The sequence below is a fragment of the Streptomyces sp. NPDC014891 genome (assembly GCF_043081085.1).
Classification (GTDB): Bacteria; Actinomycetota; Actinomycetes; order Streptomycetales; family Streptomycetaceae; genus Streptomyces.
In genome coordinates this window covers 615,322-633,107 of record NZ_JBIBWF010000002.1, presented here as the reverse complement: position 1 = coordinate 633,107, position 17,786 = coordinate 615,322, and the positions used below count along the sequence as shown (strand labels likewise).

The following is a 17,786-nucleotide window of genomic DNA, read 5'->3' as shown; positions in this document are numbered from 1 at the left end:
GACCATGAGCAGCAGCGACCAGAACACCCCGCGCGGCCCGATCGACTCGTCCCGCATCCCGCGGTACGCCGGTCCCGCGACGTTCGCCCGGCTGCCGCGGCTCGACGAGGTCGGCACCGCCGACATCGCCGTGGTCGGCGTCCCCTTCGACAGCGGCGTCTCCTACCGCCCCGGCGCCCGCTTCGGCGGCAACGCCATCCGTGAGGCCTCCCGCCTCCTGCGCCCCTACAACCCGGCGCAGGACGCCTCCCCGTTCGCCCTCGCCCAGGTCGCGGACGCCGGCGACATCGCCGCCAACCCGTTCAACATCAACGAGGCCGTCGAGACCATCGAGGCCGCCGCGGACGACCTGCTGGACTCCGGCGCCCGCATGATGACCCTCGGCGGCGACCACACCATCGCGCTGCCCCTGCTCCGCTCCGTCGCCAAGAAGCACGGCCCCGTCGCCCTGCTCCACTTCGACGCGCACCTCGACACCTGGGACACGTACTTCGGCGCCGAGTACACCCACGGCACCCCGTTCCGCCGCGCCGTCGAGGAGGGCATCCTCGACACCGAGGCGCTCTCCCACGTCGGCACCCGCGGCCCGCTCTACGGCAAGCAGGACCTCACCGACGACGAGAAGATGGGCTTCGGCATCGTCACCTCGGCCGACATCTACCGCCGCGGCGCCGACGAGGTCGCCGACCAGCTCCGCCAGCGCATCGGCGACCGCCCGCTGTACATCTCCATCGACATCGACTGCCTCGACCCGGCCCACGCCCCCGGCACCGGCACCCCGGAGGCGGGCGGCATGACCTCCCGCGAACTCCTGGAGATCCTCCGCGGCCTCTCCTCCTGCAACCTGGTGTCGGCGGACGTCGTCGAGGTCGCCCCGGCCTACGACCACGCCGAGATCACCGCGGTCGCCGCCTCCCACACCGCGTACGAGCTGACGACGATCATGTCCCGCCAGATCGCCGAGAGCCGCGCCGCGCAGTAGCACCCGCCGGGGGTGTGCCGTGTACCTTCCGCCCGGGGCACTCCCCGGCGGAACGCACGGCACACCCCCGACCCGCCGGGCCGCATCCGACCGACCACGCCACGCCCAGAGGGACGCCATGACCCACGACCACGACCTGGTACTCCGGCCCACGGAGGCGCAGACGACCGCCGCGCTCAACCCGCCCGCCGGGCGGAACGGCGGCGACCTCGTCGTCGAGACCCTCACCGGCCTCGGCGCCACCACCGTCTTCGGCCTCCCCGGCCAGCACGCCCTGGGCATGTTCGACGCCCTGCGCCGCTCCTCCCTCCGGTACGTGGGCCTCCGCGTCGAGAACAACGCGGGCTTCGCCGCCGACGCCTACGGCCGGATCACCGGCGAGGCGGCCCCGCTGCTGCTCTCCACCGGCCCCGGCGCCCTCATGTCGCTCGCCGCGCTCCAGGAGGCCGCCGCCGCCTCCGCGCCCGTCCTCGCGATCGGCAGCCAGATCCCGGCGGCCGGCCTCGGCGGCGGCCGGCACGGCTACCTCCACGAGCTGCGCGACCAGCAGGCCTCCTTCCGGGACGTCGTGAAGTCCGTCCACACGGTCCGTACGCAGTCCCAGATCCCGTCCGCCATCGCCGCGGCCTGGGAGTCCGCCCTCACCGCCCCGCACGGCCCGGTCTGGGTCGAGATCCCGCAGGACGTGCTCCTCGCGGAGACCACCCTGCCGGTCGTGACGGCCATGGACGCGACCCCCGAGGACATCGCCCCGCGCCCCGAGCTGACCGCGGTCGCCGCGCACCTCCTGGCGAACGCCGAGCGCCCGGCGATCATCGCGGGCGGCGGAGTCGTCCGCTCCGACGCCTCGGGCAAGCTCCTGGCGCTCGCCGAGCGGCTCGACATCCCCGTCGTGACGACCTTCGGCGGAAAGGGCGCGTTCCCCTGGGAGCACCCGCTGTCGCTCCAGTCCTGGCTGGAGGACCGCCACACCACCGACTTCCTGGAGGACGCCGACGTCCTGCTCGTCGTCGGCTCCGGACTCGGCGAGCTGTCCTCCAACTACCACACCTTCGCGCCGCGCGGCCGGGTGATCCAGATCGAGGCGGACGCCGGGAAGCTGGAGTCCAACCACCCCGCGCTCGGCATCCACGCGGACGCCCGGCTCGCCCTCCAGGCCCTCCTGGAGACGGTGGGGGAGCGCCGGGACGCCACCGCCCCCGAGCGGGTCGCGGCCGTCCTGAAGAAGGTCCGCGACCGGATCGCGGCGCAGGGCCTGGACCTGGAGCAGCAGATCGTCGCGGCGGTGCGGGAGGCGCTCCCCGCGCGCTCCCCGAGCTTCTGGGACATGACGATCCTGGCGTACTGGGCGTGGTCGGCCTTCGACGCGCGGCACCCGAACACGATGCACTCCGCGCAGGGCGCGGGCGGCCTCGGCTACGCCTTCCCCGCGGCGCTCGGCGCGGCGGCGGCCGACCCGAGCGGGCCGGTGCTCGCGGTGTCCGGCGACGGCGGCGCGATGTACTCGATCGCCGAGCTGGCGACGGCGCGGCAGTACGGCCTCGACGTGACGTGGCTGATCGTCGACGACGGCGGCTACGGCATCCTGCGCGAGTACATGACGGGCGCGTTCGGCGAGGCGACGGGCACGGAGCTGTCCCGGCCCGACTTCGTGGCCCTCGCGGAGTCCTTCGGCGTCCCGGCGACCTCGACGACCCCGGAGAACCTGGCGGCGGACCTCGCGAAGGCCCTCGCCGCCCCGGGCCCCTCGGTCATCGTCCTCCCCGCCCTCCTCAGGATGTTCGAACCGACACACCTCTGACGGTGCTGCCGGCGCTGACGGAGCCGACCGCGCTGCCGGCGCCGACCGCGCTGACGGAGCCGACGGCACCGCACCGGTGGCCCCGCCCGACCCGGGCGGGGCCACCGGGCCGCCACCGGATCCGGGCCGGGCCCGCAGCGGCCGCTCACCCGCTCCGCCGAGGGCCGCGGCGGCCGCTCACCCCACGAGCCCCTCCCACTCCTTCCGGTAGGCGGCCAGCCGCTCCTCGTACCCCTGCCGGAACGCCGCCGCCTCGTCCTGCCGCAAGCCGTCCCGGGACACCCGCCGCGCCGGCAGCAGCCGGACCGCGTCGGCCATCACGGCCACCGCCGCCTCGGCGACGACCCCGCCGCGCTCCCGCGCCAGGAACGCCTGCTGCCCGGCCTCGCCCAGCAGCTGCCAGCAGACGTTGCGCGGGTTGCCCGCCGTCCGCTCCAGCTGCCGGGCCTCCGCGGGCTGCACCCGGCCGGCCCTGGCCAGCCCCCCGACCGCGAGCAGCGCCGCGTACAGCTGCCCCCACGCGTACGGCATCCCGTCCTCGACCCGTGCCACGTACCACCTCTTCTCCCGGACACCCGGGGCCGGCCCGAGGACGGCCCGCCGGGTTCCCTACCCACCACCGCACCCTTCCCGCACCCCGGGGCCCGCGGACGCACCCGTGCGCCGGTTTGTTGCGGCGGGATGAAATCGCAGTCCAGGCGTGTTGGGCCTTCCGGTAGAGCAGGACGGAACGGGAGGCCACTCGTGGCGGCGGTCGGGGAGAAACAACAGGGCTGGGCGCGCAGGCTCGCCGGGTACGCATGGCGGTACAAGGCGAACACCCTGCTCGCGCTCGGGTCCTCGCTCGCCGGCATGGCCGTCCTCGCCCTCGTCCCGCTGGTCACCAAGGTGATCATCGACGACGTCATCGGGGCGAAGACCCGGGACCTCGCCGTCTGGACCGGCCTCCTCATCGGGGCCGCCGTCCTCGTCTACGCCCTGACCTACGTCCGCCGGTACTACGGCGGCCGCCTCGCCCTCGACGTCCAGCACGACCTGCGCACCGACATGTACGCCACCATCACCCGGCTCGACGGGCGGCGGCAGGACGAACTGTCCACCGGGCAGGTCATCGGGCGGGCCACCAGCGACCTCCAGCTCATCCAGGGCCTGCTGTTCATGCTCCCGATGACCATCGGGAACGTCCTCCTCTTCCTCATCTCGCTGGGCGTCATGGCCTGGCTGTCCCTGCCGCTGACGCTCGTCGCGCTCGCCGTCGCCCCTGCCCTCTGGGTCATCGCCAAGCGCAGCCGCACCCGCCTCCACCCCGCCACCTGGCACGCCCAGCAGCAGGCCGCCGTAGTCGCCGGAGTCGTCGACGGGGCCGTGAGCGGCGTCCGGGTCGTGAAGGGCTTCGGCCAGGAGGACCAGGAGACCGGCAAGATCCGCGAGGCCGGACGGAAGCTGTTCGCCGGCCGGCTGCGGACCGTCCGGCTGAACTCGCGCTACACCCCGGCCCTTCAGGCCGTCCCCGCCCTCGGCCAGGTCGCCGTCCTCGCCCTGGGCGGCTGGCTCGCCTACCGCGGCCAGATCACCCTCGGCACCTTCGTCGCCTTCTCCGCCTACCTGGCCTCCCTCGTCGGCCCGGTCCGCATGCTCGCGATGGTCCTCACCGTCGCCCAGCAGGCCCGCGCCGGCGTCGAGCGGGTCCTCGACCTCGTCGACACCGAGCCGCTCGTCACGGACGGGGGCAAGGAGCTGCCCGCCGACGCGCCCGCCACCGTCGAGTTCGACGGCGTGTCCTTCGCCTACGAGACCGCCGACGGCCGGACCCGTCCCGTCCTCGACGGCTTCTCGCTGGAGATCGGGGCCGGCGAGACCGTCGCCGTCGTCGGCGCCTCCGGTTCCGGCAAGTCCACCCTGTCCCTTCTCCTCCCGCGCTTCTACGACGTCGACCACGGCGCCGTCCTCGTCGGGGGCCACGACGTCCGCGAGCTCACCCTGGACTCGCTGCGCGCCGCGATCGGCCTCGTCCCCGAGGACTCCTTCCTCTTCTCCGACACGGTCCGCGCCAACATCGCGTACGGCCTCCCGGACGCCACGCAGGAGCAGATCGAGGCCGCGGCCCGCGCCGCGCAGGCGGACCGCTTCATCGCCGAGCTGCCCGAGGGGTACGACACCAAGGTCGGCGAGCACGGGCTCACCCTCTCCGGCGGCCAGCGCCAGCGCGTCGCCCTGGCCCGCGCGATCCTCACCGACCCGCGGCTCCTCCTCCTCGACGACGCCACCTCCGCCGTCGACGCCAAGGTCGAGCACGAGATCCACGAGGCCCTGAAGGCGGTGATGGCGGGCCGCACCACCCTGCTCATCGCCCACCGCCGCTCCACCCTCGGCCTCGCCGACCGCATCGCCGTCCTGGAGGGCGGCCGGCTCGCCGACCTCGGCACCTACGCCGAGCTGGAGGAGCGCTCCCCGCTCTTCCGCCGCCTGCTCACCGACCCGGACGAGCTGGGCGCCGTCTCCCCGGGCCACACCACCCCGGTCGAGCCGCCCGTGGACCGCACCCTGCGGGCCGAACTGGACGCCGAGTTCGACGCCGAGCGCGGCATCACCCCCACCCTCTGGGTGCGCGACGAGGCGGCCGACCGGGAGAGCGACGCCCCCGGAGCCACCCCCGAGCTGCTCGCCGCCGTCGAGGCCCTGCCGCCCGCCACCGACACCCCCGGCATCGACGAGGCCCGCGCCGTCTCGCCCGAGGACAGCTACGGCCTGCGCCGGCTGCTCCGCGGCTTCGGGGTCCCGCTGCTCATCAGCCTCGGCCTGGTCGCCGTCGACGCGGGCGCGGGACTGCTGCTGCCGGTCCTGATCCGGCACGGCATCGACGAGGGCGTGAACCGGCTCGCGATCGGCGCCGTCTGGGCGGCCTCCGCGCTCGCCCTGGTCACCGTGCTCGTGCAGTGGGTCGCGCAGACCGCCGAGACCCGGATGACCGGCCGCACCGGCGAACGGGTCCTCTACGCGCTGCGCCTGAAGATCTTCGCCCAGCTCCAGCGGCTCGGCCTGGACTACTACGAGCGCGAGCTGACCGGCCGGATCATGACCCGGATGACCACGGACGTGGACGCCCTGTCGACGTTCCTGCAGACGGGCCTGGTCACCGCCTTCGTCTCCGTGGTGACCTTCTTCGGGATCATGGTCGCGCTGCTCGTGCTCGACCTCCAGCTCGCCCTGGTGGTCTTCGCGACCCTGCCGGTCCTCGCGGTCGCCACGTACTTCTTCCGCCGCTCCAGCGTGAAGGCGTACGAGCTGGCCCGCGAGCGGATCAGCGTCGTCAACGCCGACCTCCAGGAGTCCGTCTCCGGCCTCCGGATCGTGCAGGCCTTCCGCCGCGAGGAGTCCGGAGCGGCCCGGTTCGCCGAGCGCAGCGACCACTACCGCGAGGCCCGCGTCCGCGGCCAGTGGCTGATCTCCGTCTACTTCCCGTTCGTCACCCTGCTGTCCTCGGTGGCCGCCGCGGCCGTCATGATCGTCGGGGCGAACCGCATCGACGGCGGCACGCTCACCACCGGCGCGCTGGTCGCCTACCTCCTCTACATCGACCTGTTCTTCGCCCCCGTGCAGCAGCTCTCGCAGGTCTTCGACGGCTACCAGCAGGCCGCCGTCTCGCTCAAGCGGATGCAGGAGCTCCTCCAGGAGCCGACGTCGACGGCCGCCGCGCCCGCGCCCCTGGACGTGCTGTCGCTGCGCGGCGAGATCGCCTTCGAGGACGTGTCCTTCGCCTACGGCGGGGAGGACGGCGCCCCGAAGGAGGAGACCGCCCTCACCGGCATCGACCTGCGCATCCCGGCCGGGCAGACCGTCGCGTTCGTCGGCGAGACCGGCGCGGGGAAGTCCACCCTGGTCAAGCTGGTCGCCCGGTTCTACGACCCGACGGCCGGCCGGGTCACCGCCGACGGCACCGACCTGCGCGACCTCGACCTCACCGCGTACCGGCACCGGCTCGGCGTCGTCCCGCAGGAGGCCTACCTCTTCGCCGGCACGGTCCGCGACGCCATCGCGTACGGCCGTCCCGAGGCGACCGACGCCGAGGTGGAGGCGGCGGCCCGGGCGGTCGGCGCCCACGACATGATCGCCACCCTCGACGGCGGCTACCTCCACGAGGTCGCCGAGCGGGGCCGGAACCTGTCCGCGGGCCAGCGCCAGCTCATCGCCCTCGCCCGCGCCGAACTCGTCGACCCGGACATCCTGCTCCTCGACGAGGCCACCGCGGCCCTCGACCTGGCCACCGAGGCGCAGGTCAACCAGGCCACGGACCGCCTCTCCGGACGCCGGTCCGGCGGGGCGGCCCCGCCCGGCGCGCCCGCCGAGGGCCCCGGCGGGCGCACCACCCTGATCGTCGCCCACCGGCTGACCACCGCCGCCCGCGCCGACCGGGTCGTCGTCATGGACCACGGCCGGGTCACGGAGGACGGCACCCACGCGGAGCTCCTCGCCCTGGACGGCCGCTACGCGACGCTGTGGCGGACCTTCATCGGCGAGACCGCCGACGAGGGGGAGCCGGAGCGGGTCTGAGCACCCGGAACCCCGCCGGCGAACACCCGGAGACCCCGCGGGGGGAGCCCCCGGAGAGCCCCGCGGGCGGGCACCCGCGGTGATCTCCGGGGCCGCGTGTTCCCTGCCGGACGAGGGGCGGAGGCAACCATTCCGCGCCGGGGTGCGTCGTACGCCCGTACGCCGGTCCACTCGGGAGGGGAACGCATGGCCACGGACACGCAGCACGCACGACGTGGCCAACGGCTGCTCGCCCGGGTGCTCACGCCGCTCCTCGCGGCCCTCGTGCTGGTGCTCACCCCGGACACCCTCGTCCCGGGGGCCGGCGCCGGCACCGCCGACGCGGTCTCCGTCTGCCAGGGCCGGCCCGCCCGCACGATCACCTTCGCGACCGGAGAGCTCCGGCTCTACCGCACCCGGCACTACGCCTGCGCGGTCACCGTCGCCAAGCGCCCCGGCGCCCGCCGTCCGATGGCCGTCTCGCTGCAGCCGCGCGGCGGCCGGCCCGCCGTCCAGGCCGGCCGGTTCGCGCGGCAGGCCGGCCCCGTCACCGTCCACGCCCTCAACCGCTGCGTCCGGGCGAGCGGTTCGGTGGCCGGGAGGGGTACGTCCGTGGGCTGGATCCTGTGCTGATGTACAGGAAAGTCCAAGGGTAAGGGTCAACTGGGTCTGGCGGTCCGCACGTTGCCCCCGCTAGGTTCGCGACACCGTTGTGAACCAAGGAGGGTCAATGCGCAAGTCGCTGAGATGGGCGCTGTCGCTTTCGGTGCTCATAGGCACCGTGGCACCGACCGGCGTGGCTACCGCCGCGGACACGGACACGGACAGCACGGCCGTCGTCGACTCGCAGAGCACGGACATCAAGGACCGCATCCTGGCGATCCCCGGGATGAGCCTGATCGAGGAGAAGCCGTACGCGGGCTACCGCTTCTTCGTCCTGAACTACAAGCAGCCGATCGACCACCGGCGCCCGTGGGCCGGTACGTTCGACCAGCGGATCTCCGTCCTCCACAAGGACACGAGCCGCCCGACCGTCTTCCGGACCAGCGGATACTCGCTGAGCACCACCCCGAGCCGCGCCGAGCCGACGCGGATCGTCGACGGCAACCAGGTCTCCATGGAGTACCGCTTCTTCACGCCGTCCCGCCCGCAGCCCGCCGACTGGTCGAAGCTCGACATCTGGCAGGCGGCCAGCGACCAGCACCGGATCTTCACCGCACTGAAGAAGATCTACGGCCAGAAGTGGCTCTCCACGGGCGCCTCCAAGGGCGGCATGACCGCCACGTACTTCGAGCGCTTCTACCCGAACGACATGGACGGCGTCGTCGCCTACGTGGCCCCGAACGACGTGGTCAACAAGGAGGACTCGGCCTACGACCGGTTCTTCGCGACCGTCGGCACCAAGGAGTGCCGCGACCGGCTGAACGGCATGCAGCGCGAGGCCCTGCTCCGCCGCGCGCCCCTGGAGGCCAAGTACAAGGCGTGGGCCGAGTCGGAGGGCGCCACCTTCAACACCATCGGCACCCTGGACAAGGCCTTCGAAGCCGTCGTCCTCGACTTCGTGTGGGGCTTCTGGCAGTACTACGGCGAGGACGTCTGCGACCAGATCCCGGACGCCCGGACCGCGAGCGACGACACCGTCTACGAGACGATCGACGCCTACTCCGGCTGGTCCGCGTACACCGACCAGGGCCTGGAGCCGTACACGCCGTACTACTACCAGGCGGCGACGGAGCTCGGCTCGCCCGACATCAAGCAGCCGCACCTCAAGGGCCTGAGCCGCTACGGCTACCAGCCCGCGCGCAACTTCGTGCCGCGCGAGATCCCGATGAGGTTCAAGCCGCACGCCATGCGCGACGTGGACGACTGGGTCCGCAGGAACGCGAACCGGATGCTGTTCGTGTACGGCGGCAACGACCCGTGGGGCTCCGAGAAGTTCCACCTGGGCAAGAGCGCCCGCGACAGCTACGTGTACGTGGCGCCGGGCGCCAACCACGGCGCGAACGTCGACGGTCTCGTCGAGGCCGAGCGGAACAAGGCCACCGCCCGCATCCTCGCCTGGGCCGGCGTCCCCGCCCCGGCCGTCCAGGCGGCGCAGCCGCTCGCCCGCTTCGACGCGCGCCTCGACCGGAAGGTCGACGAGGACGCGACGAAGGAGCACGGCCTGCGGCCGTGACCCCGCGCGGGGGCGGGGCGCGCCGGCGGCCCGCCCCGCCCCCGCCGTGTCAGCCGCTCCGGCGGTACGACAGGCCGTGTCCCACCGGGTAGAGCACCGTCGCCGGGTCGTCGGCGCTCTGCACCGGGACCGGCAGCCGGCCCCCGGGCCGCGCCCGGCCCGCCAGAACCCTTGCGGCGGCCCGGAGTTCGACGTCGGTCCAGGAGTAGGTGGCCAGCGCGGCCCGCTGGCCGGAGGTCCGGGCGACGTCGTACGGGTTGCGGATCGCGATCGTCACGACGGGCACCCCGGTGGCGGCCAGCCGTGCCACGAGCGTGCGCTGCGTACTGGCCGCGGTGACGTTGTACGTGCCCACCACGACGACGTCCTTCCCGGCGGCCGCCGCCACCGCCTCCTCGATCCGCGCGGCGGTCGGGGCGGTCCCGGTGGAGAGCGCGGTCGCGGTGAACCCCAGCTCCGTCAGCGCGGTCGCGAGCGTCGTGGTCGGCGGGCCGGTCGTGCCCGACGGGGAGGCGGGGTCGGCGCCCACGACCAGGACCGAGCGGTGGCGGGCCCGGTCCAGCGGCAGGAAGCCGCCCTCGTTGACGAGCAGGGTCGTGGTCGCCTCGGCGATCCGGTCGGCCTGGGCGAGGTGGGCCGCGGTGCCGACCACCCGCTCGACACCGGCCCGGGTGACGTAGGCGTTCCGGAACAGGCCGAGCTTGGACTTGAGCCGCAGGATCCGCAGGATCGATTCGTCGAGCCGGGCCTCCGTCAGTTCGCCCTCCCGGACGGCCTTCAGGACCGCGTTCCAGGCCACGTCCAGCTTCGGCGGGTTGAGCAGCTGGTCCACGCCGGCCTTCAGGGCGAGGACCGGGACGCGCTCGTCGCCGTACTTGGTGCGCACCCCCTCCATGCCGAGCGCGTCGGTGACCACCACGCCGTCGTAGCCGAGCTCCTCGCGGAGGATGCCGGTGAGGATCGGCCGGGAGAGCGTCGCCGGGTCCTCGCTCGGGTCGAGGGCCGGCACGACGATGTGCGCGGTCATGATCGAGTCGATCCCGGCGGCGATCGCCGACCGGAACGGCGGAGCGTCGAGCTCGCTCCACTGGGCCCGGGTGTGGGTGATCGTCGGGAGGCCGTAGTGGCTGTCGACGGCGGTGTCGCCGTGCCCCGGGAAGTGCTTGGAGGTGGCCGCGACTCCGGCCCGCTGGTAGCCCTTGACCTGCGCGGCGACCAGGCCTGCGACCGCCGCCGGGTCGGAGCCGAAGGAGCGCACGCCGATGACCGGGTTGGCCGGGTTGACGTTGACGTCGGCGACCGGGGCGTAGTTCTGCCGGATGCCGACGGCCGCCAGTTCGGCGCCCGCGATCTGCGCCGCGCGGCGGGCGTCGGCGTGCGAGCCGCCCGCGCCGAGGGCCATGGCCCCGGGCACCAGGGTGGCCGGCTCGCCCATCCGGCAGACGATGCCGTGTTCCTGGTCGGTGGAGATGAGCGCGGGGACGGGCGTGGGCTGGGCCAGCGCGGCCTGCTGGATGCCGTTGGACAGCGCGGCGATCTGCTGCGGATCCCGGGTGTTGTGGGCCCAGGAGAAGTAGATGACACCGCCCACGTGGTACCGCTCGACGAGCTCGGCGGCCGTACGGACGCCGATCTCCTGGAGGTTGGCGTCGATGTCCGCCTGGTCGGGTGCGGTGGCCGAGTGGCCGTACACCCGCATCACGAAGAGCTGGCCGACCTTCTCCTCCAGGGACATGCGGTCGATGATCCGCCGGAGCTTCCGGTCGTCGTACCGGTCCTGTCCGGCGAGGGCGGGGCTGCTCGCCCCTGTGACGGCGGCCGCTGCCGCGGCGGCGGTCACCGTGAGGAGGGTGCGTCGGGAGGGGGCGGGGGCGCGGTGGTGCACTGATGCTCCTTCCGGCCGTGCGAGGTTGAAGGAATCCAGGTGCGGACTCCCCGGAAGCTCGTGAAGGAAACTTCCAAGGAGTCACGGATAGCCCGAAAGTAACTGCCAGGTCAAGGACCTGCGCACGAATCACCCACGGCGGCGATCCCGGGCCAGAGCTCCTGGAGCGTACGGACCGTCTCCCGGATCGCCGGGCGCCGCGCCGCCCCGGTCCGCCACATGGCGTGCAGCCGACGCGTCGGCACCGGGTCCAGCCGGACCGGCACCACCTCCGGCGGCAGCACCCCGCGGCCCAGGCGCGGCACCAGCGCGATGCCCAGACCGGCGGCCACCAGCGCGACCTGCGTGTGGTTCTCCTCCGCCTGATGGACGATCAGCGGCTCGAAGCCGGTCTCCCGCAGCGTCCGCGTCAGCCAGTCGTGGCAGACCGTCCCCGGCGGCTGCGAGATCCACCGCTCCGCCGCCAGCTCCTCCCGGCGCACCGCGTCCCGCCCGGCGAGCGGATGCCCCCGGTGGACCAGGATGTCGCACAGGTCGTCGCCGATCACCGCCTGCTCGACCCCCGGCGGCACCGGCAGCGGGGCGATGTCCCAGTCGTGGGCCACCGCCAGGTCGATCACCCCGCGGGCCACCAGATCCACCGACACGTGCGGATCCACCTCCGAGAGCCGGGCGTCGACCTCGGGGTGCGCCCGGCCCAGCTCCGCGAGCACCCGGGGCATCAGCCCGCGCGCCGCACTCGCGAAGCAGCCGATCGCGAGCCGCCCGGCGGGCCGGCCGCGGCGCTCCTCCAGGCGCACCTCCGCCTCCTCCACGAGGGCGAGCAGCTGCCGGGCGGTCGCGGCGAGGTGGTGGGCGTCGTCGGTGAGCCGGACGCCCCGGCCGCTGCGTTCGAGCAGGGTCGTACGGGTCTCCCGCTCCAGTTTCGCGATCTGCTGGGAGACCGCGGACGGGGTGTAGCCGAGGGCGGTGGCGGCGGCGCCGACACTCCCGTGGACGGCGACGGCGTGCAGGGCGCGCAGACGGCCGAGGTCCAGCACGGGCGCTCCTCCTCCTCGATGCGCGGGAACGGACGGGTCGAGCGGTGCCTCCTCCCCGCCGCACACGACGGTGAAGCACCGCTACATCCCACCATGAAGGAATCCGTGCTGGTGCTACACGGTCGGCGGCGGCCATGCTCGCCTGCATGCGCCCCGCCCACCTCGCCCTCGCCGCCCTGGTCGCCGCCGTCTGGGGGATCAACTTCGTCGTGATCGAGATCGGTCTCGACCACTTCCCGCCGCTGCTCTTCTCCGCCCTCCGCTTCCTCGTCGCCGCGCTGCCCGCCGTGTTCCTCGTGGGCCGGCCCTGCGTGGCCTGGAAGTGGATCGCGGCGGTCGGACTCGTCCTCGGCGTGGCGAAGTTCGGCCTCCTCTTCACCGGCATGGACCTCGGCGCCCCCGCCGGACTCTCCTCCCTGGTCCTCCAGGTCCAGGCCGTGTTCACCGCCCTCTTCGCCTTCGCCGCCCTCGGCGAGCGCCCCGGCCGCCTCAAGCTCGCCGGCATGGGGGTCGCCCTGGCGGGCATCGGCGTGGCGGCCGCCGACGAGGGCGGCACCGGCACGCTCACCGGCTTCGCCCTGGTCGTCGCCGCGGCCGCCTGCTGGGGCGTGTCCAACGTCCTCACCCGCAGGGCCTCCCCGCCCGACGCCCTCAACTTCATGGTCTGGGTCAGCACCGTGCCCGTCCTCCCCCTGCTCGCGCTCTCCCTCCTCCTGGAGGGCCCCCAGCGCGACCTCGCCGCCCTCCGCGGCCTCGACTGGACCGGCGCCGGAGTCGTCGTCTACGTCGCGTGGGTCACGACCGTCTTCGGCTTCGGCGCCTGGGGGTGGCTGCTGCGCCGTCACCCCGCCTCGTCCGTCGCCCCCTTCTCCCTCCTCGTCCCCGTCTTCGGCATGTCCTCCGCGGCGCTCCTCCTGGGCGAGGGGGTCAGCCCGGCCCGCTGGTGCGCGGCGGCGCTGCTCGTCGGGGGAGTGGCCCTGACCTCGTTCGCGCCCGGCCGCCGGGCCGCCGGGAATCCCGTGGCGGCGCCCGCGCCCGCGGCCGTATCGTCGACCGGCCGTCCCCTCGGCGAGGAACGGCCCGAGACCCGCGAGGAACGGCCCGCGACCAGCCAGGAACGGCCCGCGACCAGCGAGGAGAGTCCCGTATGACCTTCGAGGACATCACCGTCGACGCCCCCGATCCGGCCCCCGGAGCGGTGCTGCTCGCCGGCATCCCCGGCAGCGGGAAGTCCACCGTCGCGGCGGCCCTCGCGACCCGCTTCGCGCGCGCCGCGCACATCGAGGTCGACGGACTCCAGTCCCTCATCGTGAGCGGCGGCCACTGGCCCACCCCGGACGGCGACCCGGAGGCGGACCGCCAGATCCTGCTCCGCGCCCGCAACGCCTGCCTGCTGGCCGGCAGCTTCGCGGCCGCGGGCTTCCTCCCGGTCCTCGACGACGTGGTCGTACGCCGCTCGCACCTGGACCACTACCGCGCCCACACCACGGTGGCCGCGCTCCACCTGGTGGTCCTGGCCCCCGGCCCCGCCAAGGCCTGGGAGCGCAACAACGCCCGGGACAAGCGCCTGACGACCGACTGGACCTTCCTGGACGAGGCGATGCGCGAGGAACTGTCGGGCGAGGGCGTCTGGATCGACAACGCGGACCTCACGGTGGCGGAGACGGTCGACGCGGTCCTCGCCGCGACCGGCCTGACCCCGGCGGCGTAGCCCGCCGGACCCCGCCCTTGGGCGCGGTCCGGCGGGCCGCTCCCGCTCGGGGAGCGGCGCGGTCAGGCGAACATCTCGGCGAGCAGTTCGGGGCCGATCACGAGGGGCGCCGGGCGGCTGCGCGCCCGCCAGCTCGCGGACCAGGAAGTCCCAGCAGCGGGTGCGGACATGGGCCAGGCAGTCGATGAAGGTGTGCTCGGCCCCGGGCACCACGTGCAGTTCGAAGTCCTTGCCCGCGGCGAGGAGCCGCTCGGCGAACCGCAGGGTCTGCTGCGGGTGGACCTGGTCGTCCATCTCGCCGTGGACGAGCAGCAGCCTCCCGGCCAGGCGGTCGGCCAGGTCCAGGTTGGAGGTTCTGGCCCAGGCCGCGGGGGCGTCGGCGCCGTCGTACGCCTCGACGAAGCCGGCGTTGAAGGTGGGGGCGTCGTGCGAGCCGGAGAGCGCCACCCCGGCCCGGTACACCTCGGGGAAGTCGAGCAGGGCGCGCGCCGCGGCGAACCCGCCCCCGGAGTGGCCGAAGACGCCGACCCGGTCCAGGTCCATCCACGGCCGGGTCCCGGCCAGCTGCCCCAGGGCCGCGACGTGGTCGGCGAGCGAGCCCGCGTCGGCCAGCCGGCCGGAGGAGGCGTCGTGGAAGGCCTTGCTCCGTCCCGGGGTGCCCCGGCCGTCCAGCGCGATCACCACGAAGCCGAGGGCCGCCAGGGGTTCGGCGTCCAGGCCCATCCCGCCGGGGTCGAAGCACGGGGCGACCCGGTTGACCTGCGGCCCGGGGTAGAGGGTGTCCACCACCGGGTAGCGCAGGGCGGGGTCGAAGCCCCGCGGACGGTACAGCACCCCGTAGACGTCGGTCTCGCCGTCGGCCGCCTTGACGCGGAAGCGCTCCGGCGCGGTCCACCCGGTGGCGGCCAGCCTGGTGATGTCGGCGCGCTCCAGCTCCACCAGGACCCGGCCGGTCCAGTCGCGGACGGTGGTCACGGGGGCGGTGTCGACGGTGGACGCCGAGTCGACGAAGTACTCCCGGGCGTACGGGCCCTCCGGCAGGACGATGACGTGGTCGAGCGCGTCGTCGGTGAGCCGGGTGAAGCCGGAGCCGTCCAGGCCGACCCGGCACACGGTGCGGCGGTACGGGTCCTCCTCGACCAGCCCGGAGGCGGTGAAGTACACGACCCGCTCCGCCTCGTCGACGCGCAGGATCTCCCGGACCAGCCACGGTCCGGAGGTGACCCGGCCGAGCAGTTCGCCGGTGTGCAGGTCGTAGCGGTAGAGGTGGCCCCAGCCGTCGCGCTGCGAGAACCACAGCACCTCGTCGGCGAGCACCCGCACGAGGGGCGGCTCGGTCATCCACTGGTTGGGCTCGACCCGGGTCTCGCCGGACTCGCTGATCAGGGTGGCGACCTCGCCGGTGACCGGGTCGAGGCGGTTCAGGGTGAGGGAGCGGTGGTCCCGGGGCCGGGCGAGGAAGTGGACGACCGAGCCGTCCGCGGACCACCAGGCCCACTTCGCGGTGACGGGCGACACGTGGGTCATGATCAGGGGCTCGGTGCGGGCCCGGACGACCGTGCCCTCGGCGACGTCGAGCACGACCAGTTCGGCCAGCGGCAGGTGCTCGTCCCCGGCGTACGCGTACGGCTGGGTGTGCAGGCGCGGGGCGCCGCCGTCGGCGGGCCGGGCCTCCACCAGATGGGTCCGGCGGACCTCGCGCTCGTCGGTCCGGTGCGCGAGGACCCTGGTCGAGTCCGGCGACCAGGCGACCGCGGGCGGCAGGTGGGGGAGGCCGAGCTTGCGGAGCAGGGTGGCGTTCCCGGTCGCGGCGGGACCCCGGCCGTAGGCGTGGTCGGGGGCGCCGTCGGTGGTCAGGGGCCACTCGCGGCCGTCGGACAGCGACCGGGCCCACAGGTCGTGCCCGCGCTGGGACACCGCCGACCCGCCGTCGGGCGAGGTCACGTCGAGGGGGCTGCCCGGGGCGGTGAACTCGGCCGGCCCGCAGGTGTACTCGTCGAGGTCGCAGCGCCAGTAGGCGCCGAACGCCGCGAACCGGACCTCGCCGTCGGAGAGTTCGATGCCGGGGAACGGCAGGGCCTCGGGGTCGACCGGCTGCCCGGCGGCGGCGGCCAGCGAGGCGGCCAGCCGGGCGTGGTCGAAGGCGGGGCGCCGGCTGCCCGCCGCGGGGTCGACCAGCGTGAACCGCTTGCCGGCTCCGTCGGCGACCGCGTACCAGAAGCGGGCGCCGCCGTCGATCCACTGCGGCCTGACCTTGTCGCCGACGACGAGCTCGCCGGGGCGGGCGGGGCGGCGGAGGAGCCGCTCGGCGGCCTGGTAGTTCTCGGTGGTGGTCATGCGGGGTGTCCGTCCTCGGGGTCGGTCGATGGCGAGCGGGTCGGGGGGCGGGGTCGGTGGGATCGGTGGGTGGGATCGGTCGGGTCTCGCGTGCTGGTCGGGGGCGGTGGGCGGAGCCGGTGGCCGGTGGCCGGGTGGCCGCCGGTGGTGCCCCGGCGGCGCTCCGGCGCGGCGGTTCAGAGGCTGCGGGCGGTGATGTCGCCGTACGAGGTGGTGGCGTGGACGGTCAGTCCGGCGGCGGCGCCCTCGGCGTTGACCAGGGCGTTGTGGACGCGGCCGTAGGCGGTGCCGGCGTTCAGGGTGGTGGAGACGCCGCGGGCGGCGCCGATCGCGATGGCGCCGGACTCGGTGCGCAGCACGACCGAGCCCCGGGTGGCCTCGGAGACGCGCAGGTCGCCCTTCTGGGTGCTGATCTCGGCCGAGCCGCCGAGGCGGCCGACCGTGATGTCGCCCGCGAGCAGGGCGAGCCGGGCGCTCGCGGCCTCGTCGAGCTCGACCGTGCCCTGAGCGCCCTCGAACCGGACGTCGCCGAGCGGTCCGACGCCGCGGAGCTCGGCGGCGGCCGTCCGGGCCTCGACGGCGGAGCCGGCCGGGAGCTGGACGGTGACCTCGACGGAGCCGGAGTCGCCCAGGATCCGGTTCTTGGCCGGGGCGGCGGCGATCCTCAGGACGCCGTGGGCGAACTCGACCGAGACCTCCTCGGCCGCCTTCACGTCGTTGCCCTTGGCGGGGTTCGCGGGGCGGACGTCGACGGTGGCGTCGGCGCGGTCGGCGGCGACGAGCCGGATGCGGCCGGCGGGGATGTCGAGGACGGCGGTGACGGCGGCGGTGGTGGCGAACGTCTGCATGGTGCCTCTCCTTCGATCCGGTGCGCCGCCTGCTTGCGGCGCGCTGTTTCCGATGAAGGAAAAGCTACGTTGCGTTCACGGTGCTGGCAACGTGCTTGTTGCGTCGAACTGCCTTCATTGCAGGTCAGTTGAGGTAAATCGTTGCAACGGTTTCGAGGGTAACGCAACGGTAAGGGGTGGGGTGTTGCAATGGGGTGGAGGTGAACGCACTGCGGGACGGGTGGCGGCGGCGTGCGGTGGCCCCCGGGTGGCGGGGGGCGGCCCCGGGGGTGTGGCCGGAGGCTGGGCGAACGCACGCCCCCGCGCCGCTCCGTCCTGGGGCGGACGCGACATCCGGCGTCGACTGCCCTGATGCGAGGGGGCGTTCAGCCCGCTCCCGTTCGGCGGCGACCCGCGCGACCGCCGCGGTCAGCGGGCATGGCCGCCGATGCGCCCGACGGCTTCTCGCGCGTGCGCGAAGATCCGGGAGAGATCAA

Annotated in this window: 11 protein-coding genes and 1 pseudogene; 7 read left to right on the top strand and 5 right to left on the bottom strand. The window is 74.2% G+C overall.

The features are described from left to right. Window positions 1-4: 4 nt before the first annotated feature. Entirely contained in the window at window positions 5-982 is a 978-nt protein-coding gene (gene speB / locus ACF09E_RS07380) for an agmatinase (RefSeq protein WP_392204280.1), read from the top strand. A 118-nt stretch (window positions 983-1,100) separates the two neighbouring features. After that, on the top strand, window positions 1,101-2,783 hold the full coding sequence (locus tag ACF09E_RS07375; protein ID WP_392204279.1) for a thiamine pyrophosphate-binding protein: 1,683 nt from the start codon (window positions 1,101-1,103) through the stop codon (window positions 2,781-2,783). Window positions 2,784-2,960: 177 nt separating this feature from the next. Here ACF09E_RS07375 and ACF09E_RS07370 read toward each other — a convergent pair whose 3' ends face one another. Further along, window positions 2,961-3,335 carry a hypothetical protein gene (locus ACF09E_RS07370; protein WP_392204278.1) on the bottom strand — a complete coding sequence of 125 codons (375 nt, stop codon included), beginning with the start codon at window positions 3,333-3,335 and terminating at the stop codon, window positions 2,961-2,963. Between the two features lie 192 nt (window positions 3,336-3,527). On the opposite strand from ACF09E_RS07370, the gene ACF09E_RS07365 reads away from it, so the two are divergent. From ACF09E_RS07365 to ACF09E_RS07355, 3 genes are all read left to right on the top strand, one after another. Continuing rightward, window positions 3,528-7,334 (top strand): ABC transporter ATP-binding protein, encoded by a 3,807-nt coding sequence (locus ACF09E_RS07365; RefSeq protein WP_392204277.1) that lies wholly within the window; start codon window positions 3,528-3,530, stop codon window positions 7,332-7,334. A 186-nt stretch (window positions 7,335-7,520) separates the two neighbouring features. Then, window positions 7,521-7,946 carry a hypothetical protein gene (locus tag ACF09E_RS07360; RefSeq protein ID WP_392204276.1) on the top strand — a complete coding sequence of 142 codons (426 nt, stop codon included), beginning with the start codon at window positions 7,521-7,523 and terminating at the stop codon, window positions 7,944-7,946. 97 nt (window positions 7,947-8,043) lie between these two features. Continuing rightward, window positions 8,044-9,489: an aminopeptidase gene (locus ACF09E_RS07355; protein ID WP_392204275.1), complete on the top strand. Its 1,446-nt coding sequence runs from the start codon at window positions 8,044-8,046 to the stop codon at window positions 9,487-9,489. A 49-nt stretch (window positions 9,490-9,538) separates the two neighbouring features. On the opposite strand, the gene ACF09E_RS07350 is transcribed toward ACF09E_RS07355, so the two are convergent. Continuing rightward, window positions 9,539-11,374 (bottom strand): glycoside hydrolase family 3 protein, encoded by a 1,836-nt coding sequence (locus tag ACF09E_RS07350; protein WP_392204274.1) that lies wholly within the window; start codon window positions 11,372-11,374, stop codon window positions 9,539-9,541. Between the two features lie 110 nt (window positions 11,375-11,484). Beyond that, a complete protein-coding gene (locus ACF09E_RS07345) occupies window positions 11,485-12,414 on the bottom strand; it encodes a LysR family transcriptional regulator (protein ID WP_392204273.1) in 930 nt (309 codons plus the stop codon). 146 nt (window positions 12,415-12,560) lie between these two features. Here ACF09E_RS07345 and ACF09E_RS07340 point away from each other — a divergent pair, with 146 nt between their 5' ends. Continuing rightward, a complete protein-coding gene (locus ACF09E_RS07340; RefSeq protein WP_392204272.1) occupies window positions 12,561-13,565 on the top strand; it encodes an EamA family transporter in 1,005 nt (334 codons plus the stop codon). Beyond that, window positions 13,562-14,125: an AAA family ATPase gene (locus tag ACF09E_RS07335; RefSeq protein ID WP_392204438.1), complete on the top strand. Its 564-nt coding sequence runs from the start codon at window positions 13,562-13,564 to the stop codon at window positions 14,123-14,125. Before ACF09E_RS07340 ends, ACF09E_RS07335 begins: the two co-directional genes overlap by 4 nt. A gap of 189 nt (window positions 14,126-14,314) precedes the next feature. On the opposite strand, the pseudogene ACF09E_RS07330 reads toward ACF09E_RS07335, so the two are convergent. Continuing rightward, window positions 14,315-16,462, bottom strand: a pseudogene (locus ACF09E_RS07330) (DPP IV N-terminal domain-containing protein); the annotation flags it as partial. A gap of 176 nt (window positions 16,463-16,638) precedes the next feature. Next, window positions 16,639-17,310, bottom strand: coding sequence for a DUF4097 family beta strand repeat-containing protein (locus tag ACF09E_RS07325; protein WP_392204271.1), 672 nt, complete (start codon window positions 17,308-17,310; stop codon window positions 16,639-16,641). Window positions 17,311-17,786: the final 476 nt, after the last annotated feature.

Coding starts and splice junctions, on each gene's coding strand:
- speB (WP_392204280.1), top strand. CDS start 5: ATGAGCAGCAGCGACCAGAACACCCCGCGCGGCCCGATCGACTCGTCC.
- ACF09E_RS07375 (WP_392204279.1), top strand. CDS start 1,101: ATGACCCACGACCACGACCTGGTACTCCGGCCCACGGAGGCGCAGACG.
- ACF09E_RS07360 (WP_392204276.1), top strand. CDS start 7,521: ATGGCCACGGACACGCAGCACGCACGACGTGGCCAACGGCTGCTCGCC.
- ACF09E_RS07355 (WP_392204275.1), top strand. CDS start 8,044: ATGCGCAAGTCGCTGAGATGGGCGCTGTCGCTTTCGGTGCTCATAGGC.
- ACF09E_RS07340 (WP_392204272.1), top strand. CDS start 12,561: ATGCGCCCCGCCCACCTCGCCCTCGCCGCCCTGGTCGCCGCCGTCTGG.
- ACF09E_RS07335 (WP_392204438.1), top strand. CDS start 13,562: ATGACCTTCGAGGACATCACCGTCGACGCCCCCGATCCGGCCCCCGGA.
- ACF09E_RS07325 (WP_392204271.1), bottom strand. CDS start 17,310: ATGCAGACGTTCGCCACCACCGCCGCCGTCACCGCCGTCCTCGACATC.